General features: G+C 49.0%; 30 protein-coding genes. 18 read left to right on the top strand and 12 right to left on the bottom strand.

Annotation, left to right across the window (positions count from 1 at the left end; all coding sequences use genetic code 11):
- Positions 1–114: 114 nt before the first annotated feature.
- The 3 genes from J7392_RS00650 to J7392_RS00640 all read left to right on the top strand — a co-directional run bounded on the left by J7392_RS00650 (position 115) and on the right by J7392_RS00640 (position 2,275).
- Entirely contained in the window at positions 115–483 is a 369-nt protein-coding gene (locus J7392_RS00650; RefSeq protein ID WP_209215651.1) for a hypothetical protein, read from the top strand.
- Between the two features lie 241 nt (positions 484–724).
- Positions 725–1,840 (top strand): glyoxalase superfamily protein, encoded by a 1,116-nt coding sequence (locus tag J7392_RS00645; protein WP_209215650.1) that lies wholly within the window; start codon positions 725–727, stop codon positions 1,838–1,840.
- A 189-nt stretch (positions 1,841–2,029) separates the two neighbouring features.
- Positions 2,030–2,275 (top strand): hypothetical protein, encoded by a 246-nt coding sequence (locus J7392_RS00640; protein ID WP_209215649.1) that lies wholly within the window; start codon positions 2,030–2,032, stop codon positions 2,273–2,275.
- A 158-nt stretch (positions 2,276–2,433) separates the two neighbouring features.
- On the opposite strand, the gene J7392_RS00635 is transcribed toward J7392_RS00640, so the two are convergent.
- From J7392_RS00635 to J7392_RS00615, 5 genes are all read right to left on the bottom strand, one after another.
- The gene (locus tag J7392_RS00635) at positions 2,434–2,586 is read right to left on the bottom strand and encodes a hypothetical protein (RefSeq protein WP_209215648.1); all 153 of its coding nucleotides are present in this window, start codon (positions 2,584–2,586) and stop codon (positions 2,434–2,436) included.
- A gap of 65 nt (positions 2,587–2,651) precedes the next feature.
- The gene (locus J7392_RS00630; RefSeq protein WP_209215647.1) at positions 2,652–3,470 is read right to left on the bottom strand and encodes a hypothetical protein; all 819 of its coding nucleotides are present in this window, start codon (positions 3,468–3,470) and stop codon (positions 2,652–2,654) included.
- Between the two features lie 144 nt (positions 3,471–3,614).
- A complete protein-coding gene (locus tag J7392_RS00625; protein WP_209215646.1) occupies positions 3,615–3,920 on the bottom strand; it encodes a hypothetical protein in 306 nt (101 codons plus the stop codon).
- Positions 3,921–3,991: 71 nt separating this feature from the next.
- Positions 3,992–4,315, bottom strand: coding sequence for a hypothetical protein (locus tag J7392_RS00620; RefSeq protein ID WP_209215645.1), 324 nt, complete (start codon positions 4,313–4,315; stop codon positions 3,992–3,994).
- Between the two features lie 147 nt (positions 4,316–4,462).
- A complete protein-coding gene (locus J7392_RS00615; RefSeq protein ID WP_209215644.1) occupies positions 4,463–4,813 on the bottom strand; it encodes a MazG nucleotide pyrophosphohydrolase domain-containing protein in 351 nt (116 codons plus the stop codon).
- 131 nt (positions 4,814–4,944) lie between these two features.
- Here J7392_RS00615 and J7392_RS00610 point away from each other — a divergent pair, with 131 nt between their 5' ends.
- The 4 genes from J7392_RS00610 (at position 4,945) to J7392_RS00595 (ending at position 7,339) form a co-directional block, all read left to right on the top strand.
- Complete coding sequence (locus tag J7392_RS00610) at positions 4,945–6,069, top strand: RNA ligase family protein (protein ID WP_209215643.1); 1,125 nt, start codon at positions 4,945–4,947, stop codon at positions 6,067–6,069.
- A 110-nt stretch (positions 6,070–6,179) separates the two neighbouring features.
- A complete protein-coding gene (locus J7392_RS00605; protein ID WP_209215642.1) occupies positions 6,180–6,497 on the top strand; it encodes a hypothetical protein in 318 nt (105 codons plus the stop codon).
- A 9-nt stretch (positions 6,498–6,506) separates the two neighbouring features.
- Positions 6,507–7,055: an exonuclease domain-containing protein gene (locus J7392_RS00600; RefSeq protein ID WP_209215641.1), complete on the top strand. Its 549-nt coding sequence runs from the start codon at positions 6,507–6,509 to the stop codon at positions 7,053–7,055.
- 59 nt (positions 7,056–7,114) lie between these two features.
- Entirely contained in the window at positions 7,115–7,339 is a 225-nt protein-coding gene (locus J7392_RS00595) for a hypothetical protein (RefSeq protein ID WP_209215640.1), read from the top strand.
- Positions 7,340–7,430: 91 nt separating this feature from the next.
- Here J7392_RS00595 and J7392_RS00590 read toward each other — a convergent pair whose 3' ends face one another.
- The 4 genes from J7392_RS00590 to J7392_RS00575 all read right to left on the bottom strand — a co-directional run bounded on the left by J7392_RS00590 (position 7,431) and on the right by J7392_RS00575 (position 10,323).
- Positions 7,431–8,015, bottom strand: coding sequence for a hypothetical protein (locus J7392_RS00590; RefSeq protein ID WP_209215639.1), 585 nt, complete (start codon positions 8,013–8,015; stop codon positions 7,431–7,433).
- 94 nt (positions 8,016–8,109) lie between these two features.
- On the bottom strand, positions 8,110–9,285 hold the full coding sequence (locus J7392_RS00585; protein ID WP_209215638.1) for a hypothetical protein: 1,176 nt from the start codon (positions 9,283–9,285) through the stop codon (positions 8,110–8,112).
- Between the two features lie 119 nt (positions 9,286–9,404).
- Positions 9,405–9,728, bottom strand: coding sequence for a hypothetical protein (locus tag J7392_RS00580; protein WP_209215637.1), 324 nt, complete (start codon positions 9,726–9,728; stop codon positions 9,405–9,407).
- Positions 9,729–9,816: 88 nt separating this feature from the next.
- Entirely contained in the window at positions 9,817–10,323 is a 507-nt protein-coding gene (locus J7392_RS00575; protein WP_209215636.1) for a hypothetical protein, read from the bottom strand.
- 75 nt (positions 10,324–10,398) lie between these two features.
- Between J7392_RS00575 and J7392_RS00570 the strand changes: the two genes are divergently transcribed.
- The 8 genes from J7392_RS00570 (at position 10,399) to J7392_RS00535 (ending at position 14,918) form a co-directional block, all read left to right on the top strand.
- Positions 10,399–11,352, top strand: a complete 954-nt coding sequence (locus tag J7392_RS00570) for a hypothetical protein (protein WP_209215635.1) — start codon at positions 10,399–10,401, stop codon at positions 11,350–11,352.
- Entirely contained in the window at positions 11,345–12,055 is a 711-nt protein-coding gene (locus tag J7392_RS00565) for an OmpA family protein (protein WP_209215634.1), read from the top strand. Before J7392_RS00570 ends, J7392_RS00565 begins: the two co-directional genes overlap by 8 nt.
- Before the next feature lie 472 nt (positions 12,056–12,527).
- The gene (locus tag J7392_RS00560; RefSeq protein WP_209215633.1) at positions 12,528–12,956 is read left to right on the top strand and encodes a hypothetical protein; all 429 of its coding nucleotides are present in this window, start codon (positions 12,528–12,530) and stop codon (positions 12,954–12,956) included.
- 247 nt (positions 12,957–13,203) lie between these two features.
- Positions 13,204–13,374: a hypothetical protein gene (locus J7392_RS00555; RefSeq protein WP_209215632.1), complete on the top strand. Its 171-nt coding sequence runs from the start codon at positions 13,204–13,206 to the stop codon at positions 13,372–13,374.
- A complete protein-coding gene (locus tag J7392_RS00550; RefSeq protein ID WP_209215631.1) occupies positions 13,367–13,543 on the top strand; it encodes a hypothetical protein in 177 nt (58 codons plus the stop codon). The genes J7392_RS00555 and J7392_RS00550 overlap by 8 nt, the downstream gene beginning before the upstream one ends.
- Positions 13,540–13,857, top strand: a complete 318-nt coding sequence (locus tag J7392_RS00545; RefSeq protein WP_209215630.1) for a hypothetical protein — start codon at positions 13,540–13,542, stop codon at positions 13,855–13,857. The genes J7392_RS00550 and J7392_RS00545 overlap by 4 nt, the downstream gene beginning before the upstream one ends.
- 91 nt (positions 13,858–13,948) lie before the next feature.
- Positions 13,949–14,428 carry a hypothetical protein gene (locus J7392_RS00540; protein WP_209215629.1) on the top strand — a complete coding sequence of 160 codons (480 nt, stop codon included), beginning with the start codon at positions 13,949–13,951 and terminating at the stop codon, positions 14,426–14,428.
- A gap of 22 nt (positions 14,429–14,450) precedes the next feature.
- Complete coding sequence (locus J7392_RS00535; RefSeq protein ID WP_209215628.1) at positions 14,451–14,918, top strand: hypothetical protein; 468 nt, start codon at positions 14,451–14,453, stop codon at positions 14,916–14,918.
- A 26-nt stretch (positions 14,919–14,944) separates the two neighbouring features.
- Here the strand turns inward: J7392_RS00535 and J7392_RS00530 are convergent, their stop codons facing one another.
- Positions 14,945–15,343, bottom strand: coding sequence for a hypothetical protein (locus J7392_RS00530; RefSeq protein ID WP_209215627.1), 399 nt, complete (start codon positions 15,341–15,343; stop codon positions 14,945–14,947).
- 295 nt (positions 15,344–15,638) lie between these two features.
- Between J7392_RS00530 and J7392_RS00525 the strand changes: the two genes are divergently transcribed.
- From J7392_RS00525 to J7392_RS00515, 3 genes are all read left to right on the top strand, one after another.
- Entirely contained in the window at positions 15,639–15,914 is a 276-nt protein-coding gene (locus tag J7392_RS00525; RefSeq protein WP_209215626.1) for a hypothetical protein, read from the top strand.
- A gap of 137 nt (positions 15,915–16,051) precedes the next feature.
- Entirely contained in the window at positions 16,052–16,774 is a 723-nt protein-coding gene (locus J7392_RS00520) for a hypothetical protein (protein WP_209215625.1), read from the top strand.
- Positions 16,775–17,314: 540 nt separating this feature from the next.
- Complete coding sequence (locus J7392_RS00515) at positions 17,315–19,042, top strand: serine protease (protein ID WP_209215624.1); 1,728 nt, start codon at positions 17,315–17,317, stop codon at positions 19,040–19,042.
- Between the two features lie 5 nt (positions 19,043–19,047).
- Here J7392_RS00515 and J7392_RS00510 read toward each other — a convergent pair whose 3' ends face one another.
- Together J7392_RS00510 and J7392_RS00505 are read right to left on the bottom strand one after the other, a co-directional pair.
- Positions 19,048–19,530 (bottom strand): hypothetical protein, encoded by a 483-nt coding sequence (locus J7392_RS00510; protein WP_209215623.1) that lies wholly within the window; start codon positions 19,528–19,530, stop codon positions 19,048–19,050.
- Between the two features lies 1 nt (position 19,531).
- Positions 19,532–20,716, bottom strand: coding sequence for a hypothetical protein (locus J7392_RS00505; protein WP_209215622.1), 1,185 nt, complete (start codon positions 20,714–20,716; stop codon positions 19,532–19,534).
- Positions 20,717–20,955: the final 239 nt, after the last annotated feature.

Raw genomic sequence — 20,955 nt, 5'->3', positions numbered from 1 at the left:
GGTGGCCACCATAGATTGATGGTGATTAACCATGGCCTAGGCGATATTTAGTTATTGATATCAAAGTTAGTTATGATTATAAACATAACGAACCATCAATAGAAATGTATTATTATGAACATTACCGATCCAATTCTCGCCTGGCTAGTTCGCAACTGTGACCGTGTCGGCACCTTTGATAACGGTGAGTGTCCGCACCTGTATGGTAGGTATTTGGGTCGACAAGTCCGCTACCTGACGCACACTGACAAACCTCAGCTGGATATCGGCGACGGTTATTTTGACCGCTGGGCTAACTCCGTTGCGGTGAGCTTTACTCCATCGAGTAAGGACTTCCCGACCCAGCTCAACCGTGCGATGTTCTGCGCCTTCTCTCTAAAGAAGAATTGTACATACATTAATCTGGACGCGATTGGGTTCTCTGAGCCGATCTCTCCGGCAGTATTCCAAAAGGCGCTGATGGAGGCACAAGACGCGGCCTGAATTATTGCTTGTGCGTCTAGTCTCACGATCTTCTTCTTGAGAATCTATTCATCTAGGTATTGAATTTATTATTGCTGCGCGGTACATTGATCTTGTGCCGCGCATAGCCTTTCCGGCCCGGGCATCTGCCTAAGAAGAATATGCGCATACTCTTATACCATTAAATCTCCTTTCATAATGGGGTTTAGGTTGTCATGGGTCGAGCTTCCAACTGAACCCCTTCACATGAAGGAAATTTATCATGAACCATACAATACCAGGTACGCCTGAAACTCTAGACATTGCAAAATCACAGGCCCGGCGCCTAACCTATGCACTGAAGGGGACCACTCCCCTGGGTCACAGTCAATGTCTCGAGCTGATCTCCAAAATTCACGGTTTCGAAAGCTGGGGGCATCTAAGAAGCGCATTAAGCCTCAAGGAGAAGCGCTCTGTAGATACGCCATCACCTTCTTCAGGGCCTCCAATCAGATACGACAGGGTTCTATTTGAAAGCAGTTATACACGAGAAATCGTGGCTCTCTTTAAGTTTTGGAAGGAAAGATCTACAGGCGAAATATTAAGTAGCCAACAAGCAAGGCATCTAGGTGACATCCTTGCTAAGGTTGAAGGCAATAGTATTCGCATGATGTTCGACCAAAACTGCCTATTTAGAAATCTTACCTTGGGGCAGCTTCTAGAGGCTGAGAAGAAGATGGCTTCATGGGATACGTGCGAAACTGCAAGGGTCTCTATCGCTAAGTTGGCAAGCTACCTCCCGAAAGATCCCTATACGTTTACCATTGATGATCCACATGCCCTAACTGAGAATGATGTGCTTATAGATCAGAAGGGTGTCTTTACCCAGACACGCGACCACAAAGCGGGCAAAAAATTGGGCCGCGATGTTTTCGATAGGAAACATAGCATCGTTCTGGGCGGTAACATCTCGATGCTGGAAGAGACACACGAAAATTTTGTAAACCTATCGCAGGATGGGTGGGTTCACCCAAAATCTCTGGCGGATGATTTGCGTCTCTCCTGCCCGCAATCTGGATTTGGGAACGGTTTTAGTGCGCTTAGCTGGCTATTAAGCATGTATATGCACTCAAATTCAGGTCTTATTGGGGTGCAAAATCTCGGAAGGAATTCTAGGGAGCCTAGGCCCGTCATCGTAAAGATCTCCGATATTGAATTTGGAATCGGAACGCTTGAGTTGGTGTTATCTCAAGCGAGATCGTTTGGATTCCATGTCTGTCTTTGGTTCGATTGTGGACTGGTCAGTAAATCTACATGGTTGAGAGTAAGAGATAGCGTCGATAGTATTCTCGACTGTAGAAACAGTGAAGTGATCACGGTTCATCGTGCTAAACAGTAAATGTGCACTTACTATAGGGCGCTGAAGTATTACAGCTCCCTATAGTTTCATCTTAATTTGGGGTAATGGTTGAGTATTGATAGTTCAAAGTTGTATTGTGGCTGCGTATAATTGATATGGACTTAATGGCTGTGATCTAATATGGTGTCTGCAAATCCAGAGCTTGGTTAAGTATAGAGGTATTTTATTTTGGCGAATTCCATCAGCATTTATCTCCGGGAGCGTATTTGGCATCCTCTGGTTGGCAAAATCGACGAAGATCGGGAACTCGATGCTCCTCTCTCTTGCAAGCAAGGTGAGATGCTTGCAGATGCCATCGAGGCGATGTGGGAACACGTTCCTGAAGAGAAGATGGAAGAAATCAAAGCTATTATGGAAGATTTCAATTCCTACGGCCCGCGACCGGAGCCGATCTTCGTGCCGACACGGCGCTGACATTCTCATCAGGTAGGCAATGTTCCCAACGCTCAATGTTTAGTATGCCGGGAACATTCTGTTTATATGGTGTTATCCGTTATACTCATCCAGGGTTTTCAGACCACCAAGAGCTGTTTGATTGGGTGCTGGGGACCTTCTTTGGCTCTGAAGCGACCTCAGGAGCCATCTAGGCTGTCGATCTTCCTCTCAAGGCGCTCAACTTCACTCTGCCAATGATTGCGCATGCTTCTAGCTGCTTCGAGGTCAGACCTTGCCTGGCTCTGCCAAGCTTTGATAATTTCCTGTGGGGTCATCTGATTGTTAAACATCGTGGGTTTCCTGTGGAAAAATCGCGTATGTCTGAAATGGTAATACCACAGGAGCGCTTAAGATATTATTTCGGTGAACGGTTATTCCCGTGGCCCTGAGGCGCATCAGGTTCATGCGGATCCACTTCAAATCCTAGGCGACCACCAGAGAGTATTACGGTAGGGCGGGCTTTTCCACTGATACCGGATTCGAAAGTTTCTTTTACGTTTTCGAAGAACTTACTGAGCATGGCACGTACCGATCCATCAGACTTTAGATGGGAGATCTCTTTCTTTACTTCTTCGGACCATTTTTTTGCTTCATTTTTGACGCCAGTATGGTGGTCCACTTGCTCATGGCAATATTTCCTAGTATTCTCAAAATATTGCCTCCTTTCCATCAAGCGACTATGAGTGTCTGAGCCTAGAGGTTGGTCTTTAAGCAATTCATCGATTTTGCTCCTCAATCTTGCTACGATTAAACTCTGGTCCTCATAGAAATTACTCTGTTTCTTTGACCGCACAATGACCCCATTGTGATCTCTAAGTAGTGATCTGTTATCGTCTAGGGCTGATCTATCACGGGATCTCTTGTGCTGGTTTTTATTGACGTCGCTTACAGCCTCTAGGTGCATGCCTTCTTCAAAAGAGTTGACCTTTTGCTGTCTATGCTGCTCCATTCTATCAATAGTTTCCATAACCAGAACCGCTTCATGGTCAACAATCTCTTGGAGATTTAGAGCATGAGCTGCTTCGGGTGTTGAAGAATTAAGAGTAGAGGACGCTTTTCTATACCGTTCCATGTTATCCTCCAGAAACTTTTCTTGAGTAGCCTGCATTTTTCTATGCGTTCGAAAATCCTTCGTAATTTCCCTTGCTGATCTATTATTTTCTGGAGCAGACATGATTAAGCCTCACTTAAATTTTGTGTTTCATTTATTATTTGTAAGGTAGTATGAAATACGCAACATATAGCGCAGCCGCTACGCCAGGCACCATGTGGATCTCGTAATATCCTGTAGATATATGGAGATCGATCCCCAAGAGGTTTAGCGACCCATGCCAGGTTGTTTGTTGACTTCAACGTCGCGACCCAAGGCGGACATCATACGACCAAGCGGTCCCCCGGCAATCTCGCCATCGAAGATCTGTTCTACTTTCTTATCAGCTGCCCTGTAGGATTTAATTACGGAAACCGCAGCGTCATCAAAGTAATTCCAAACCTTCTTTGGGATTCTCGCTAGCACGATGTTCGTTACCGGCTTCCGATATGTGCCAGATGAAAGGTCACTCTCTTTCAGGTCATCGCCTTCGATATGAATAAATGGTGCGTCTTCGACAAATTCGTTTTGCATAAGGAATTCCTCCAATGCATATTAGATATGCACCGCTTTGCAAATTGACAAACGAAGGCTGAATTAATTACCTAGAAAGACATCCCCATTTCAGCGGGTTCCGGATCGAACTCAATCAAATCAAGCTTCCAATCCGCGAGTGTTTTGAAGGCATCTTCTGTCGCGTTTGCATCCAGGGTCCATACACCGGCAGCATCATGAAGGGACATTGTCTCTGACCTCTCAAAGGCGCTCTCTAGCGTTGTCATATAGTAGTCTGCTACAAATCTTCCGTAGCATTCTCCGTCGACACAGCTTCCCTTCATGTCTGCATCATAAAATTCCACCACAGGATCTCCATTATGGATCCCGGAGGAGGGCCCGCCCGAGATATCTCCGGGCAGGATCAGTCGCATTGTGAAGTTCTTTCCGTGCGGAAGGACCGAAGCGCTATGAATGATCGCTGTTCTGCAAGTCATTAGATATCTTTCCTAGTATCTTAGTTAACTTGTAGAAATTTACGAGATTTCAACTATTGATATCTCAGGTATAGCGTCGATAGCTTATTTGTACTCTATTGCGTCACCAGCCTTGATGGTTTCATCGTTCTGGTGGCGAGCATACCGCATCTTCTTTGCAATAGCTTTTTTGATGCTTTCATTGCTGTCATCAAAGTCCAGATCAAAGTCAGTGGTGAGGTCGTTATTGTTTTCCATGATGCTTAGAACAGCCATCATATCTGTGATTTCGGCGGACAAGAGATCCCGGTTGTCGGTAGTCGGATCGTCAGGATGATAGTTGGCGTATCCATGACGAAGTATCTTTGATACCGCTTGTACAATTTCACCTGCTTCTTCAGAAAGCATTGCAAGGCGTTCGGCTTCAGCCGGGGTGAGTTTATTATAATGATCCATAATCAAATCCAGTTTATTGATGCCCAACCTTATCATGAAGATGTTTAAATATTTGCTTCGAGGTTAGCTAAAACTTATTGCGCAGCTTTCGAAATTAGGCTTATCTATAAAGAGAACAAAAGGAGAACGTCATGAGCGAAGAACTGAGCATCGATCTATTTCTGACTGAGGGATCGTCTGACAAGCAATACAGCATGCAGCTAAAGCGAGATGGGGATGGATACCGTGTTTTCACTCAGCATGGTAGACGGGGTAAGGCCCTGAGGGAGGGCGAGAAGACCAAGGGGCCTGTTCCATACGAAGAAGCACTGAAGGCCTACAACAAAGCCCTGAAAGAGAAGAGAGATCGAAAAGGCTATACGACAGAGATTTCCGGTGAAGTTTTCTCCTCGGCTGAAAATGCAGGCCGCAAGACAGCATTCAGGCCACAGCTATTGAACACAGTCGAAGCTAATGAAGCACGTGGTTTCGGAGACGATTGGCTGATCGGAGAAAAATATGATGGCGAGAGACGCGGGGTAGTGATCGGACCTGAGGGCATCCAGTTCGCAAACCGGAATGGTCTGGAGGTTGGCGTTAACAAGAAGATTGCTGATGACATCGCAAAATTCGCTCTCGACATTGGCGACGGCGAAGAGGTCATTCTTGATGGCGAGGACATGGGCGATCACATCGTGATCTTCGATGTTATCAAGTACCCCCAAATGGACGAGAGTGCCACTTTTGCGGAGCGATCAGATATCTTAGAGGGCCTCCGCGACTACGCCGCAGGACAAAATATGAAAGCACTTCGTGTGGAGGTTCCACTGCCAGCTTCCGAGTTCTTTGAAAAACGTCACAACGAGATCTTCAAGTCTGGCGGTGAAGGGTTTGTGGCGCGTCATGCCGACAGCGTTTACGAGCCGGGTCGTCCCAGCTCAGGCGGTCAGGCCCGCAAGTACAAGTTCATCGCGAGCTGCACGGCTCGCGTGAAGGGGGGAAACGGTACGAAACGCAGCGTTTCCCTCGAGATGATGAATGCAGACGGAGCCTGGACTGATGTGGGCAATGTCACGATCCCATCGAATGCAGATATCCCTAAACCAGGTGACCTGATCGAGGTGGAATATATGAATGCCAATCGCGGTGGTTCGCTCTACCAGCCCGTGTATAAGTGCGTGCGCACCGACGTAGGTGAGGAAGCCTGCGGGATGGATACGCTTGCCTACAAGGGCGAAGAGCGGGATCTTCCTGAGGCAGCAACCATGACAATGTAAGCGATCATATTTTCGCTCGACTATGGGCGATATGAGACATGAATACGGCGGCCGGGACACTTGCAACCAGCCGCCGTATTTCGTTGAGAGAGAAACAGGAGACTTTCCAGATGACAGACAAAAGATACCTAATCGCAGACCCGGACATGGATGGCAGCGAGGCTTGGGAGCACTTCATTGGTACGGATGATGGTGACAGGCTGATGCCAACCCGCTTTGTCTACGATAGGGAGGAGGGGGAAATCATTCGTGCGCATGCCCTCTATGAACGTGCATGGCATAAACTAACCTGGGAAGACATAGAAGACCTTGAGGACAGTGTTGTTCACGCCAATGGAGCCCCTGATGAGCCCGCTGAATTTGGCTTGGTCGCCACTGATGAGCTGCCTGAATGGTATGAAGAGCCTGCCGCAGCTCCATCCCCGTAAGGAAATCCAATGAGCCCAAGATTTGCAGTTATCGACATTGAGAAAGCGAACGGCAACCCGGCAAGCATTTGCTGGGTCGGCATCGCTTATGTAAATGGTGACGAGATCCAAACCTCGTCGTCTTTGCTTAATCCCGAGGAGCCCCTGGATGCCTTCAACGCCAAGATGCTGGGCCTGACAGATGAAGACCTAAAAGGGCAGGCGCTGTTTCCTCAATTTCTGGAAGTTGTTGGGCCGCGTCTTTACGGCTGCACTGTCTACGGTCATGGTCCAGATGATTTCAAAGCTATGTCGGCTGCTTGCGAAAAATATGAAGTTACGTCGCCTCCGTGGAGCTGGAAGAACAGCCAGACCTTGGCAAAGCACGCCTGGCCCGGACAACCGGGGTACGGATTGAAGCGCATGGCAGATTTCCTTGATCTGGACCTTACTGGTCACCATGATCCGGCTGTAGATGTCAGGGTAACTGCCCAAATGATCTTGGCGGCCGAGAGAGAGGCTGGTCTAGATCACTCAGAGATCATCGGTCGTGCTCAGCGACGTGTTCCAGGAATGTAAGCACTTGGAATTATCCGTCTATTTGCGATAAGGTCTAGGCAAACATTGAGGTTCCTAGAATGCCACGACCTAGCTTTTTCAGGCCACTTCTGTTCGTTTCGAGCCGAGTGGATGACGCCATTGCTCGCAGTGAGACTGTAGCTGCCCAACTCGAGCGCCTGAACCATGTTGAGTACAATGAGATTGCTGAGCAGCTGCAAACCGCGCTCGATGAATTGAAGTCTGCACAGGATGCCGTGGCAAAGTTGCGCGAACTCGAGAAGAAGGTACGGACAGCAAAATAAGACCAACTAAAAAGGCGCCCTAGGTTATTTTCCAGAGCGCCTTTTGCAAACTATTTTGGCGTGTTCACGGGCCGATCAGTGACGATGGCACTCAGGCTGCCTTTACAACGCGCTCACACATGCCTTGCATGGATTGGCCGCCCTTCGTGGCAATATCGATATCAATCAGTTCATCCGAGATAACTTCACCTGCAAAGACTTTCTCTAGCTGAATATTCGCAAAATATGGCTTCACCCGATCTCCATCAGACATGCATGCCACGAACAGTTCGTGAGTTCGCTTTTCAGTAAAGTGTACGATGCCATCGATATCCAGAAGATCTCGGCCAAAGCCGTCCTTAAGAACATGTGAGGGCAGCTTAGACACCCGAGCCAAATACAGGGACCTACCTGAATTGCTAATTACTTTTTCGGAGGCGGGATATCTGAGATCCTTGATCGGGGCCTCGCTAAAGTGATCCGTCTCCAAGTTGCTGGAGAGAGCTACCAATGATTTGTCGCGCAGCTCCATGCCGCCCTTAGTGTTCTCAACCGTGTCAATCGTAGCAGCCGATACTGTCGTGGCAAACACACCAACGGCAAGTACAACGACAGCTTTTTCCACGCCGGTGAGATAGGACCACTTCGCACCTTCTAGATCCGTGATCTTCGCTAAAGTTCTAAAAAAATTCATCATAAATTCCTCTGTAGATTACAGGAACTTACCGTGAACCAGAAATTCAAACAACCAAAGGAGAGTTAAAGACCTCTGTTATCTGTCTGAGGTGCTATCAAGGCGTTGGCTGCGCGGGTGTTGATAGCTCAGCAGTAGCTGCACGGATTGCCGAAGAGAGGTAAGCTTCCAGCTCTATGCGCTTCTCTTCTATAGCGACTTCCGCCTTCTTCACTACGGTGGCCAGTATCTTTCCATAGTCCTCACTGCCACTTTCATGGGTGTACTTGGAGAGAATAACATAGTCATCCTCATCCACACCTGCTTCCGTGACCATGCGGTGTCCGTATACCACGGTTTCGATATTCCCTAGCATTAGGGCGGTCTGGCGACCAGCTTCAGTATTGCGAGATTCTACCGATATTGGTTTACCTGGGACAGAATGCTCAACGGTTCCATCTTCCATTTCGTAGACGAAGCTTTGTCCGGTTCCCTCAGGTGTCATCGTTTTGAGCTTTTCTATGTTATCGACTAGCGCATCAACCTTCAGGCAAAACTCTTCCAACGATACCTCCGCATTCGCGACCTCATTGAAGGAGGGGTCAAATTCAACCAGATTTTCTTCAGCGATATTTGCTCTGACCTCAGAGATTATTGTGTCGTTGTGTCTTACAGCCGCGAGCAAGTTTCTATTGTCGCAGCTAAGGCCTTCGATAAGTGGGGTCACAACCTTAGTAAGAAGGTTCGCTCGATCATCTTTCGAGAGGTTTAGATGGTCGGTTTCATGGAACGGTTCGATAGTGTCATATTCGTCATCGACGAAGAAGCTATCTTCATTGAATATCAAGGTTCCTTGATGTTTGACCTTTATAGTATCAACTTGTCCCGTTTTAAGCTCCAAAGTGAAGCTTCTGTTGTTAAATTTCGCTTCAGTGGCACGGAGGGGTTTGTTAATACTAAGGCTAGTGCCTTCTAGAACATCTGGTTCTTTCAGTTTACCTTCGACACCCAACTCTGCGGCTAAGCTCTTCTGCTCAGCAAGCTTTGAAATCATGTAATTTCTGCTTTCCAAGCTTTGCATGGCGCCAGTTACATTAACCCGCTGTTTATTTGATTTTTGAGCGGTTTCTTCCTTCAGTCTAGCAGCAACTTTTCCCTCTGGAGCGGAGATATCTATTTTTTCTTTCAGTCTAGCGGATGCCTTCCCCTCTGGGGCTGAAATTGTCATGTCCTGATAGGGATCACTAATTCCGACTATACGTTTCAATGAATCGAGTATTGTTGGCTTTTTCATATTATTCTCCAAGGCTTATAAACATCATGTTGCGCTGATCTATGAAATCCACCAATTTACCCGGTGGGTTAGAGGTTTCCTTCAAGTGAGGTCGATCTCGAAAATAGATAGGAAATATCTTACTTCGGGCCAAAAACGTTCTCTGTGAACTCTGTTACTTGAGCGACGACCTCGGATGTAAAGGCACCCGTATCCACATCAGTGGTGATGGCCACTGCGGTAGTGGCGGCCGCTACTGCCACACCGGCTACGGCAAGCTTAGTGAGCACACGCGCCATCGGTCCTAGTCCTTTGGGCTTGCTCGCCCCTTTATTCGAAACCTGATAGCCAAGGCTCACCTGTCCAGCTTGTCGCGCAAGCCGCAACTCGCGCAAGATCTCAGCATCTTTAGACGGGGCAGGGGCGATCTGCTCTTCCCACTGGTAGTTTCTAGGATTTCTCATGGTATGCTTGCCTTAGTCATTCACTAAGCGTGTACATACTCATGATAAAACAACAGTCAACATGAATAAATCAAAGATTGAATATTTGTTAGGGAGCATATCCCACGTGAGGCTGGGGCTCTAGCTTCACATTGTTCATAATGGTGCACAGAGCTTCGAGTTCGTCTCTGTCTGCCATGAGGCGGGCGCCCTTGCCATCGGCGACGGCTTCGAGGCCCATTCCAGTTGTCTGAAGTACATCAGTTGCGACAATTCGCAGGTAGCTGCAAGAGGTCCAGAGCTCCCATTCCCCTGATGCGAGCTTGCTGCGCGCCTCTTTTACGGCACCTGCCGTATCGGGGTCCATACCTTCAGACCAGTCATCCTTTCCCAGAGAATTTACGACCTTACAAACATCTTCGAGGAGGTCGGCACGAGCGGCGATCATGGGAAGGCCGTCGTTACGATCTCGGAAGGCTGAAATGGCGCAATGATCGCCAATGTGGATCTCAAGTTTTCCTTCAACCGTTTTTACGGACCAGGTCTGATGGGCGCTCATATCGATCTCTCTCTTTATTTGATAGTCATCATACATGTACATATTGGAGTAGTACATGAATAAATCGCCTTGATCTCCGTAAAACTAAAGCCTAATGTTGTCTGGTATATAAATTGATTAAGGCGATTTCGAATGGAAGATGTGGACGTTCTCGTTATCAGCGAGACAGAGCGCACAATGCAGATGTTTATGGGTGACCCTGTATTGGTTGGCTTCCTGTCATTCATGACCTTGTGGTTCGTCCTGTCGATCTTTCAGATTTTTCATGCCTACGGTTCGGTGACTAGCCGCTTTAAAAAGCTGACCAAAGAGATGATCGAGAGTGCGGGCCTTAAGCCTGATGAGCTTGAGCGCGTAGCAATGACGGACGAGATCAAAGATGCGTGGGAGGAGTCCTTCTCTCGACATAAAATGAAGCGTCATTGGGTCGCCTTCCGATCCAACATCATTACCTATCGCGGGTCCGGCGTTCTCAGTATGCCGCGTTCCTTCCTCGCTGATTTCTTTGGTGCCGAGAACATTGAGCGGGACAGCATTCCTATCCGTATCGGCCGCCGCTCTACCTTCCTGATCTCTATCGGCGTGTTGGGTACCTTCTTGGGTCTGGCTATTGGCGTGAACGAAGCAGCAAGCGGATTGGCTAGCCCTAATGTACGTATCGCTAGAGCTGCATTGACTGATCTTCTGGATGGGGCAGGGCTCGCCTTTGTGACCTCTCTCTTCGGTCTTGGTATGGGGACCATCCTGAACTGGATCCTTGGGCGACAGCAACAGCGGTTGAAGAACACAATCACAGTCTTTCAGGACGCCATTTCTGAGATGGTTCACGTGGTATCTGACCCGATGATGGTGGTGTCGTCGGTGAACACCCGATTTGGCGACCTTAATGATCACCTCGAAGAGCTTGGCAATAAGCTTGCGAAAGAGGACAGCCATACCCGGCATACAATGGTTAGCATGACTTCACCGCTTGAAGTTGAACTACAAAACATCCGGCGTGGGATCAGTGGAATGTCCGATCACCTTGAGAAGGCTATTCCTGCCGCCGCTGATCGCACCAAAGATCGGGAGTTCGAGGATGCGTGAGATTGATGATAGCTCCATTATGTCCTCGCAAACGGACCTGATGAGCGGCGCACTCTTTGTGTTCATCATCGGTTTGGTGGCATATGTAATCAATTTTTCGGGCAACCAGATTGAGCATCGTAGTGTGGGCCAGCACCTTTCCGAGATTGTGCTTAAGCAAAGCCAGATAGTGGGTGATGTCAGCTATGCCTTGAACCGCTACGGTATCGCTCATGAGGCCAATAAGAGCGCTGGGGTGATCCGTATCAGTTCTGATGAGCTAGCCTTCGCCCCAGGCGCCTATGATCTCTCAGCGCGCCAGGAAGAGCGCCTGAAGGTGCTTGGGCGCGTCCTGGCAGGTACTGCAACCTGTTATACGAACATTCCTGAGGGCTCCTATAGCAGTCTTGGATGCTCTGCTGACCAAAGTGGCCAGATCCGCTCTGTCAGCGTGGAAGGGCACACGGACAACGTTCCTTCCTCGGGTCGTGGTGGCGTCAAAGACAACCTGGCGCTCTCGTCCTTGCGTGCGGCAACCATTGTCCGCCTTCTGAAGGAAAACTCGGTCATATCTAGTTGGGAGAACTCTGAAGGCCGTCAGCCTGTCTATGCCGCCGGGTTTGGCGATAGCAGACCGGTAAACGAGCATGACGAGCCTGTGTCAGATAACGAGAACCGCAGGATCGAGATACGCTTCCATCTAGAAACACCATTTGCGAGCTAAAAATATGAAACGAAATCCATTTATCCCACGATACGCACTCTTGGTGCAACGCGGTTGGAAATCCACCAGCCCAGCGCCATTCCTGCTTGGCGTCTACCCGTTCAAGTTTGTGGCCTACCTTCGGGCTTGGATGCACGTCACCCGGTATCCGTGGCGATCAGTCTTCTTCCGTAAGGCCACCCGCAATCTCATGACGGGCAAGCCATCTTAACGTTAGGTGATTACTGCGGGATCTCTGCATTGGATTTCTCGTCAAATCCAGAATAAAGCCATGCTTTTAAAGCGTGGTTACTAAAGATACGGGCCTTTATACGGGAGCGGATCGGAAATTCAGCCATATGTAGTTTGTGGCTAAAACCTACTGGTATAAGCTTAATCAAGTTTAATAAAACGATATCGATCAAGTATAAGTAGACTTTACTTAAAAGTATTTATGGTTTACCTTGGTGTCGCCTTAATCGAGAGTCATATCATGAATGATAACCCTGTAAGTATTTTGTCTAGCTGTATGGGACATGCCATCCATGTCGGCTTTTCCGAAATTAAGTATAAACAGAAGGACTGGGCCGCTTCGCAATCTCAGGGTGAAGACGTATTTGCTGACGTGACGCGCGGACATGAAGAGTGGGAAGTTGAAGTTGTGGCTATGTTTCCCCAAACTTGGGGGTCCACTGCCTTAGGTTTTGGAGGTATCGGCGGGGCATCTATGACAACCGCCTATACTGTCATCTTGAGCTCCCATCAAACAGGCGAGTACCTAGTGTACTTCGGCGGCCGCTTCGCCTACAAAATTAATAAGCCGAACGAGAGCTTCACTGAAGACATGCGTACCGCAAATATGGATGATGTGAGTAGCCACGGAAAATATGAACGCATGCAGCCGCGCGGGGAAAACGTATGACATCACGCATTGAAACCGGAAAGCTTCAGATCGGTGATGACTGGCCCGGAGTTTTCATTCGCGGCGACAGCGCTTTGATGGGGTGCGCCCCTGCTTTGAGGGCGCTACTGAGCGGTAACGAGTGTGTACTCCAGAGAGCCCTGTGTGATGGACCCCTGAACCTGCTGGAGTCTGCTAACGCTCATAACGAGACGGAGGCGCAGAAGATTGTCTTGGCGCAGGTCGACAGCGAGAAGGGTTCCTGATCATGATCCATAACCTTCGTTGGTTCATTACGGACGGTCTTGTTCATCTGGCCTTTTTGATCGCACCGAGAGGGGCCGCACGTGACCGCTTTGTCCGGGCACTGGACGATACCGGCAAAGAGATTTTAGAAGCGGTGGAGAACCACGAAAAAAAGGAGAATGAGCATGTCTGAGTCAGCTAGAGAACGGCTTGATCGATTGAAAAAGATGGCAGACGAGCGTCCGGATCAGCATGCCGACAGCTATGCCATGGCGTTGCTGGAATATGATGCATCTGGAAAGCTTCCTCGTAGCCATGCGGACGCATTAGTTTCACTGCGCGCCGATAGGGGTGCTCAATGAAGGCGCCTATCTTATACAGAGAGGCTCGCGTCTGGTGGAAATGCCCTGAGATCCGTCAAAGCGTCGGATGGGCTATTGCATTACGCATCACCTATATCGCTCTTGCGATCCCCTCGATCATCGTGGCGTTCCCGTTCTTCGTGCTAGCCTTTTTGACAGCTTGGATCGCGCCAAAATTGGAGGCCTCCGAGAAAGCAATTCTGTTTCCTGCCAACTGGCTGCGGCATCAAAGGAAAAAGCAGATCGAGAAGTCTAGAGAAATCCTGCCTCTAGAGGAAATCCAAAAGCGCGTCGGGAAAACATCGCAGAAATAGATCAGCAATCTATGAATAGTTTGATCCTAATGTTGACAATGCTTGGTGTCTTCCGTAGGGTATCTGTAACTTAATTGGATGGATAGCTATTATGTTTAAGCGGATCGCAAAATTCATGTCAGGCGTTCAGTTGATGTTTTGTATCGCAGCATTTGGTGCGATCATGTCCCAGCTCAGCGGCCTTTCGACATTCTTTTTGATGGGAACGGCTGATTTTTCTGAAGCTGTCGATATGGTTAGCTCGGTAAATGAAAAGACAATCGTGTATTTCGCGTTTGCTTTCAAGTCTCTCAGCATGGCGAGCTTCCCAGTTCTTATTATTGCGGCTATTCTAACTCCGGCATACGGATACGAGCGGTCTGTCAACGCGAACTTATTCCGTGTACTTGGAGGCACTCTCCTTATCACCACGTGGATTTGCTTTTTTGCAGACGATATCACATTCGTGTCGCTCATCTTGGCTGCCGGTTACACATGGCTGAGTGTCGCCATGCTTGGAGTGGGGGTCAAAAAGAAGCTCTCGATCAAGCACGACAGCGATGGTATCCGCGCATCAATTGTCGACAAGTAACCCTTACGCAGGAAATATGATTATGCTGAAGCGATTTATTGAACCGATTTCTGGCTTGCAGGCGATGGTCATTATTGCTTCGCTCGCAGGCATTATGACCAATTTTGCCGCAATCACAAAGCTCCTCTTTCCTCATCCAGAGTACGGATTTTCCGCGTTTATTGTGGAATACTCCTTCTCACTGGTTGGCGTGATCTACGCCGCGCTGATGATCATTTCATCAATCGTTACACTTTTCGTCGACCATGAATGCAAGTTCAGCCCGAAAATGGCTCTTCTCTTAGGTTCCACCCTGTTGATCAGCACCCCTGCCAGGTACATGCTCGACGACTTCACAATCACAGATTCAATCATGTCCGCCTGCTATTTTGCACTTAGCTCGGGAATGATCTGGACTGGCATGAATATGTCGGTCAAGGTCAGCCGGAGCGCAGATGAACTCCGCTTGAGTATTTTGAGCTCAGGAAACAATCCCTACTTTACCAAGTGACCGGCGCGCGATGGCCAAAAGGTAAACTAGGCCATTGCCTTTCCGTAGTTCATCATGCTCTCGATTTTTTGCTCTAAGAACGCGATAGTTCTCGGGGCAGATGCCTGAAGATGCTCTCGGTCGGGCAGCAGTCCACCTTCAGGAATGATGACGATCTTCCCTTCTTCTAAGGCCTGCATAATAGGCGCGAAGTCGTTCTCGATGATGGCAACGTTGTGACCATACTCGGCATCGCTAAAAAGGGCTCCTGCTGCCCTTCCAGGTCCTAGCTTGATAGCAACCCCCAGCGCGTTCTTGGCGCCACGCATCTGCTTTGCATAACCATAGAAGCCTTTCCGGACTGCATTGTCGGGAAACAGATAGATGCGATCAGGGTTAGCTCTTAAATCCTGACGTTGGATAGCCTTACGCGTAATAATCGGCATCTTCTCACCTCAAAAACGTCTTCTAAAATCTGCACTCGATGCAACGAAATTGCTGCGTGCGGGCAGGCTACCTGAACGGCATAACTTAGCAAACTGTAAATATTTACAGTTTGCTAACGGTGTGTACCACGCCAACGAACCATCCTTCTTCGTTGGCGAAAATACTGGATAGCAAGACCCTATTGATGATCAAGCAAGGCGAGCGATTCTGCGCCCATGAAATATCAGATTACTGCTTGCATCTATTCATGGTTCTTCGGTAAAAGGCGCCATAAACCAAACTTAAGGATTCTGCATGTTTCGCTTCAACGCACCCTCATTGCCCTCTAAGTCCGAGAAAACTGAACTGGTCCAGGCAATCTGCCTTATCGTATCTCTATTCTCAATGGGAATGGCGGCTTGGTGCGGGATCTACCACAGCGTGAGCTGGTTGCTGAACTCAAGTGCTGAATCTGCTCACCTGGCGCTCTTGTCCGGTAAGGTCACAGGGGTCTTATTTGTCACGAATGCGATCCTGCTTTGGATCTATCGCGCTGAGGTCCTTTCGACATTGCGCACTGAGGCCGGTTGAAGCCAGACAGGGCGGCGGACTAGATACTCGCAAGTCTGTGTTCACCTCATCTGTAGTAGGGCACAAAAACACTTCTGTTTAACCCTGTGGAAAGCTGTCGCATGTACTAATGCGCTGCATAACATGAGGATGATGAGATGGGGCAACGAGCTAAGCAGTATCACCTTCAGGGGCTTCGGTCGCGCTTTGTAGGCGACGACCATATCCTGGTAGCAGCCAATTCCTTCGATGAAGCAAGCCGACTGGTTAAAGGGGCGGTTTCCGCTGCCCTCTGGCATGATTGGAACAGCGCTCTGCGATGCCAAGCAGGCGGCGTCGTAACAAAGATCGATCTCAGAAAGAAGAAAGAGCTTACGGAAGCTGATCAGCATGAAGTGAGAGCCGCCCTAGGCATCACAGATGCGATCCCGGCGCCAAAAGGCGAGAACCCGGTAAAGGCGCTCTATCGTTACATGAGGCAGGCCGAGAATATTCCCGGCCGCCGGATCCTGGTGATCTGCCCTCTGACGGCCTTCACAGTGGACAACACGTCCCTTTCTTTGATGCTTGCACTAGGTAAGCAGCAGGGCGTCAGATTTGTATTTGAGCTGACCCCAAACGTCCGGGTCGCAAACAAGCGCGATCTCTGCTCGATTGTCTCTGGCTGTGGCGTTCAAGTACTTGGTCATGACCTCAGCATCATGATTGGTGAGAGGGCTTCTGAAATGGGCGCGCAAATGATCGTTAACAAACGACCTCACTGTGTCTTCACCTCAGAAGCTAAGATGTCCCATGATGCCGAGAAGAAATCATATTTTTCGAAGCTCTGGCGCGCATTGAATGGTTCCCGCGATGATGCGTCGGAAGCAGCTGCGGCTTGATCGACAACTTGAAATATCTTTGCAATAGGCATATGGTAAAAGAGGTCTGTTAAGAATTGAATTTATGGATTTCCTGCTATTACTATTCTTCACCGGATTTTCTGTTTTCCTAGTTCTCTTCCTAATAGGGTTGCGACCCGCCCGGATTAAACTGGCTCGGGATCGCGTTATCTTGAACTCCTTCAGGAAGTTCGAGTCTATGGCAGACTGCTTCCATCTTGATAATGACCATGCCACCCTGAAATGCTCAATCAGAGAAGGGTCAGACGAATGCTTCTTCGTGGTGCGAACCGAGGATGACTATCTGGCGGGATGGGAAACCTACGTCGTACACGTAGACAGCGACGGTAAAAAGAGGACGCATTTCCTGTCTAGAGAGTTCACAACTAAAGAGTTCCAAGTAGGACTGGATACCGCCCGAACTGTTTTCACGACCTATAAGAAAAGAAGCTCTGAGCTAAACGCAGCTTAATAGCAACTTCTATTCTGGGGCATCGATAATCACTTGATATGGCTGTAAGCTTTGATAGGCTTTCAGCCATGTTCATTAGACCCGCCTCTGTAGCCCTACCTGTTTTCCTTGCGGTATCTTCAGTACCTGCTTGGTCCGAACCCCTATTTGGTTCACAAAACTGCGCTGTCGTTGTCGCTGCCAGGCCCACACTGCCCGAGGCGCGAGCGTGGATATCGGAGAATGGCTATCACGAACGCGCCCGGGTCTTTCTCAGTTCTAACAATTGGTTTGCGATCACAGTTGGTGTGGTCGCAAAATCAGCATCTGAAGGCATCATCTCAAACGGTGTGCGGAGAGCCACGATGCCTTCAGACACCTACTGCACCAGCGGCTCCAGCTTCTTAAAGGAGATCAACTGGCGAACAGCGTCGTCAGGGGCACCATCTACCGACCTGTGGGGTGATTTTGATGCGCGTCCCATGTCGGTTGTCGAGAAACGCTTCTTGCAAGGCAGTCTGGCTCTAGCGGGATACTATTCTGGACTTTTGGATGGTGCCTGGGGCAGGGGCAGCCAATCTTCATTAGAGGCGTTCACGCGTGATAAGTTCAACGAAGAACCTTCCAATTCTCATGCCGCAGCTCTCGTAATAGACTTCATCGTTGCTATCGATAGCGAAGGTTGGGAGCAAATCCCTATGGAAGGCCTTGCAATGAACTTGATGATGCCCGTCAAAAAGATGAGGCTCACGGAAAGTGACGGTTTGTATAAGCAGTGGGATCATAGCGATCTCAATTTGCAACTAATCGCTAACGACCTTATAAATAGCGAGCTCGTATCGGTTCATAATTTTGCTGAGAGCAAGAGCGTGACGCCAAGTGACATCTATAAGGTACGCAAGCGCACAAGGTGGGTTACTTCGACGACGGATCCCAGGGGTCTGTCTGTCTACGTCAGAAGCGAGCTGATCCGAGGAACTTGGTCGACTGTATTCATCACAGGAGGGTCAGATAGCAGCAATGAGCTTAATCTGATGGTATCCAGCATCTCCACGGATACGTTTGGAAGCCTTATTCCCCCTGAAAACAGCACTCTGATGACCCATGCCATGAAGCTTCTGGATGAGTTTGAGGAATCCAAAACTGAACCTGAGCCGCAGGTGGGCGTTTCCCAGTCACCAAGCCAACCCGAGCCGAAAAGCCGGGAGGGCGGTACTGGCACCGGATTTCTCATCAATGAGGATGGCGTGCTTCTAACCAATGCTCACGTGGTGGAGGAGTGCTCCTCTATCAATGTAAATGGTCACCGCGCCGATCTAATAGTCTCCAGTAATATTTTTGACTTGGCCGCCGTGTCTGTCAGGGGAGTGGACCTTGGCGAGCCTCTACGGTTTGCCTCAGACAGTGTTGGATTGAATGCGGACATCACTATTGCCGGTTATCCTCTACATGGCCTTCTTGGTGGCCTGAATGTCAGCAGGGGGTCCATATCTGCCCTCAAGGGCCTGCGAGGAGATGAAACCAATCTTCAGATCTCAGCCCCCGTACAGCCAGGCAATAGCGGGGGACCGGCCGTTAACCGGTTCGGCAACGTTGTGGGTGTGGTGGTATCCAAGCTTAATACTGTGGAGATTGCTGACCTTACCGGGGACATCGCTCAGAACGTCAATTTTGCCGTTCGTGGTGATCTCGCTAAGGTCTTCCTGATGTCTAATGGTATCAACTACACAGAAGCCAATCGTGGCACTGAGAAAAGCGTAGAGGATCTGGCACAGATGTTGCAGTCAGCGACCCATCTAATCGAGTGCGCGCCATAACCGGTTTAGTGGGCGATTAGACCAGTTCCTGGCTGCGGTCGCTCGGTAGGGGCAGGGGATACCGACATGAGGTTCTCTTTGAACCCACCGGTTGGTTTTCTTACAATCTGGAAGTTGGCTTCTACATTTTGAAAGGTGGGCTGTTCCAGAATGTAATTGGAGCCTCCAACCTGGGTGATCTCCCTTTGCAGAAAAGCTACCACAGCATTTTTTAGGCTGTCTAAGCTCGGGCGCCGACCGGTGGGGTAGGCTGTCCCATTATTGAATTTGGACTGCATGAAGATCGTGTTGTCAGGTCGGTAAACCATCGCAATCCTGATTGGGTTGTTACCTCTGGAATACATGGTCGTCTCAGCGATATGGCACATCGGCTCGCCATTGATGTACATGTCTTCAGGGTTGCGTGTGAACTCCCTCTCGAAGGCCCGAAAGCCCTCTAACACGACATCGGCGATAGCCGTGGAGGAAGGCTCTTTCATATTTTCCATCTTAGGGTCCACCAAACGAAGGAGCCGAGGAAAGCTCTTCTGCCGCAGCTTCGATGGCTGCCTCACTCTCGGCATCGTACATGTCGCGAGTGGACTTGAGGGAGTCGGCAACAGGGGCCAAAACTTTATCCATGACCTGTCGAATAAAATCTGCGTCCGCCATTACGTCGTTTTTGACTTTGTACAAGGTTTCAGTATCCTGATCTTCAGGTATATTATTGTTCTGCACCTCCATTGCGAAGATCGTATGGCCTGAGAATTTTATCGACGCCGCTCCTACATAGAGAGATTCTCGCCAAGACCTTCCGCCTTGAATTTCAATCGAAACATCCGTTCCAGCCACGTCAATATGATAGGTATCCCTTAACGTGGCTGGAAAAAGATGGCTGCCTTCAGTATCAATTTTCAAAGGTCTCTTATCCTCAGGTATATCCTGAAGAAGATCCATCATTTCATCTAGTTTATCGGCAAGGATCTCAGGCGTCGCGTCCTCTCGTCGCACATAGTCCGGTTTAGATAATTTCTCGTATTCGGTCTTGCGAAGACGATAGGTTGCCCAGGTAAGGTCGGCCTTAGCGATCAAACCGTTGTTTTTCTCAGTCACCGCACGAAGACCCTCGACCTGAAGGCTCAGCTTGTCACAAAGTGGAATGAAAACTTTGTCCAATATGCGTGCTCTTACCTCATTATTTGGATTGATGCCCGAGAGCTTCATTACGGCTGGTCCACCATGGTGCCATGCGGCGAGATCATCTTTAAGCAATTTGGTGTCTTTGTAGGATAGCTCTGCGTACCATCCTGCCCCCGACATCTTTGTTTCGAGGCGGATGTCGCCTTCAGTTAGACCATAGCGATCAGCATCATTTCCGTGCCCAGTGATCTTAGAGACAGCACAAGTGGTCTCGAAATCTTCCAGCTCGAGGTGCCTCAGATGCCCTCCCGACTTCTGACGGTCAAACTGTTCTTTGAGCGTTCTTTTTAGCAAAACGAGAGATAACGTATCTGAGTGCGCTTTCTTGATTAAATGATAGGTCTCGGTGATCAGATTTCTCTCAGGGCTGGCTTGGTCACCTGCGGTGTCCTCAGGTATCGCATTAGGGGCCGACTTCGACATCACAACGCTGTCCGTCTGCGGAGGACGAGAGAGGAATTCTTTAAGTCTTTGAGATATTGAGCGCTTGGCCATAGTTGTGATCCGCTAATTTTATATGATGTTGATGGTTAAATCATATCTTGGAAGCAATAATCAAACATCAACTTCCGGCTGCTGGCGACAGATTGAAAGTGAGCGTCCGACCGATTGAAAGCTCCCTCATTAAAAAGGGGTAAGGTCCATGAAGACCTTACCCCTCGTTTAGACTCTCAAAGCTCCATGGTGATTGCCATAGGCTCGCGCGACCCCCTGGCCCGCAGCAAAGCGAGTGA

The organism is Sulfitobacter sp. R18_1 (assembly GCF_017743915.1).
In the GTDB taxonomy this organism is placed as follows: Bacteria; Pseudomonadota; Alphaproteobacteria; order Rhodobacterales; family Rhodobacteraceae; genus Sulfitobacter; species Sulfitobacter faviae.
The sequence above is the reverse complement of the archived record's forward strand: the minus strand, read 5'-3'. Positions and strand labels throughout refer to the sequence as shown.

Excerpts from the sequence above, each read along its gene's own strand:
- J7392_RS00650 (WP_209215651.1), top strand. The coding sequence starts at position 115 with ATGAACATTACCGATCCAATTCTCGCCTGGCTAGTTCGCAACTGTGAC.
- J7392_RS00645 (WP_209215650.1), top strand. The coding sequence starts at position 725 with ATGAACCATACAATACCAGGTACGCCTGAAACTCTAGACATTGCAAAA.
- J7392_RS00635 (WP_209215648.1), bottom strand. The coding sequence starts at position 2,586 with ATGTTTAACAATCAGATGACCCCACAGGAAATTATCAAAGCTTGGCAG.
- J7392_RS00630 (WP_209215647.1), bottom strand. The coding sequence starts at position 3,470 with ATGTCTGCTCCAGAAAATAATAGATCAGCAAGGGAAATTACGAAGGAT.
- J7392_RS00625 (WP_209215646.1), bottom strand. The coding sequence starts at position 3,920 with ATGCAAAACGAATTTGTCGAAGACGCACCATTTATTCATATCGAAGGC.
- J7392_RS00620 (WP_209215645.1), bottom strand. The coding sequence starts at position 4,315 with ATGCGACTGATCCTGCCCGGAGATATCTCGGGCGGGCCCTCCTCCGGG.
- J7392_RS00615 (WP_209215644.1), bottom strand. The coding sequence starts at position 4,813 with ATGGATCATTATAATAAACTCACCCCGGCTGAAGCCGAACGCCTTGCA.
- J7392_RS00610 (WP_209215643.1), top strand. The coding sequence starts at position 4,945 with ATGAGCGAAGAACTGAGCATCGATCTATTTCTGACTGAGGGATCGTCT.
- J7392_RS00605 (WP_209215642.1), top strand. The coding sequence starts at position 6,180 with ATGACAGACAAAAGATACCTAATCGCAGACCCGGACATGGATGGCAGC.
- J7392_RS00600 (WP_209215641.1), top strand. The coding sequence starts at position 6,507 with ATGAGCCCAAGATTTGCAGTTATCGACATTGAGAAAGCGAACGGCAAC.
- J7392_RS00595 (WP_209215640.1), top strand. The coding sequence starts at position 7,115 with ATGCCACGACCTAGCTTTTTCAGGCCACTTCTGTTCGTTTCGAGCCGA.
- J7392_RS00590 (WP_209215639.1), bottom strand. The coding sequence starts at position 8,015 with ATGATGAATTTTTTTAGAACTTTAGCGAAGATCACGGATCTAGAAGGT.
- J7392_RS00585 (WP_209215638.1), bottom strand. The coding sequence starts at position 9,285 with ATGAAAAAGCCAACAATACTCGATTCATTGAAACGTATAGTCGGAATT.
- J7392_RS00580 (WP_209215637.1), bottom strand. The coding sequence starts at position 9,728 with ATGAGAAATCCTAGAAACTACCAGTGGGAAGAGCAGATCGCCCCTGCC.
- J7392_RS00575 (WP_209215636.1), bottom strand. The coding sequence starts at position 10,323 with ATGTACTACTCCAATATGTACATGTATGATGACTATCAAATAAAGAGA.
- J7392_RS00570 (WP_209215635.1), top strand. The coding sequence starts at position 10,399 with ATGGAAGATGTGGACGTTCTCGTTATCAGCGAGACAGAGCGCACAATG.
- J7392_RS00565 (WP_209215634.1), top strand. The coding sequence starts at position 11,345 with ATGCGTGAGATTGATGATAGCTCCATTATGTCCTCGCAAACGGACCTG.
- J7392_RS00560 (WP_209215633.1), top strand. The coding sequence starts at position 12,528 with ATGAATGATAACCCTGTAAGTATTTTGTCTAGCTGTATGGGACATGCC.
- J7392_RS00555 (WP_209215632.1), top strand. The coding sequence starts at position 13,204 with ATGATCCATAACCTTCGTTGGTTCATTACGGACGGTCTTGTTCATCTG.
- J7392_RS00550 (WP_209215631.1), top strand. The coding sequence starts at position 13,367 with ATGTCTGAGTCAGCTAGAGAACGGCTTGATCGATTGAAAAAGATGGCA.
- J7392_RS00545 (WP_209215630.1), top strand. The coding sequence starts at position 13,540 with ATGAAGGCGCCTATCTTATACAGAGAGGCTCGCGTCTGGTGGAAATGC.
- J7392_RS00540 (WP_209215629.1), top strand. The coding sequence starts at position 13,949 with ATGTTTAAGCGGATCGCAAAATTCATGTCAGGCGTTCAGTTGATGTTT.
- J7392_RS00535 (WP_209215628.1), top strand. The coding sequence starts at position 14,451 with ATGCTGAAGCGATTTATTGAACCGATTTCTGGCTTGCAGGCGATGGTC.
- J7392_RS00530 (WP_209215627.1), bottom strand. The coding sequence starts at position 15,343 with ATGCCGATTATTACGCGTAAGGCTATCCAACGTCAGGATTTAAGAGCT.
- J7392_RS00525 (WP_209215626.1), top strand. The coding sequence starts at position 15,639 with ATGTTTCGCTTCAACGCACCCTCATTGCCCTCTAAGTCCGAGAAAACT.
- J7392_RS00520 (WP_209215625.1), top strand. The coding sequence starts at position 16,052 with ATGGGGCAACGAGCTAAGCAGTATCACCTTCAGGGGCTTCGGTCGCGC.
- J7392_RS00515 (WP_209215624.1), top strand. The coding sequence starts at position 17,315 with ATGTTCATTAGACCCGCCTCTGTAGCCCTACCTGTTTTCCTTGCGGTA.
- J7392_RS00510 (WP_209215623.1), bottom strand. The coding sequence starts at position 19,530 with ATGGAAAATATGAAAGAGCCTTCCTCCACGGCTATCGCCGATGTCGTG.
- J7392_RS00505 (WP_209215622.1), bottom strand. The coding sequence starts at position 20,716 with ATGGCCAAGCGCTCAATATCTCAAAGACTTAAAGAATTCCTCTCTCGT.